Below are 530 nucleotides of genomic sequence, written 5' to 3' on the forward strand. Positions count from 1 at the left end.
GTGGTACAACACGCCAAAAATGGCATGAAAGTAACCGAACTTGGCTTGGTATGGAATGACCGCGTGGCATTTATCCTGACACAGGATTTAACACTGAAACGTATCCAATGGCTGGACGTTGTGCAGGAAGAAGCTGAAGGCAGCTGCGATGATGCGGAAAGTATGGCTTATGCCACACAGCTACTGATGGAGGCTGCACTGAGTGCGATTCTTGGTGAGTTGGTGGATTTACTGGGAGGTTGGCAGGAATGATGGAGGGTTGGGATGGATTCTAAAGGCTGGGATTTTTAAAGCTTGATTAAAGGCCGTCTGAAATGGGGTTTAAAACCTGTTTCAGGCGGCCTTTTTGTTTGTAGTCATATTGCGTATAATCAAACAACATTTTGACTATATCATATGAGGATAAATCATGAAGAAACTATTAATTGCCTGCGTAACTTTGGCTTTGGTGTCTGTGCCTTTAACTGTACAAGCTAAGGGCCGTCAGCCTTGTTCGGGTAAAAAAGGCGGTGTGTCGCATTGTGCGGGAG

At 45.5% G+C, this 530-nt stretch carries 1 protein-coding gene; it reads left to right on the forward strand.

What is annotated here, in order from left to right; all coding sequences use genetic code 11:
• Positions 1 to 252 (forward strand): recombination-associated protein RdgC (gene rdgC / locus ACTHUM_RS18490; RefSeq protein ID WP_440403750.1); only part of this gene is annotated, 252 nt, incomplete at its 5' end.
• Between the last annotated feature and the right edge of the window lie 278 nt (positions 253 to 530).

This window comes from Neisseria sp. P0021.S006 (genome assembly GCF_051956895.1).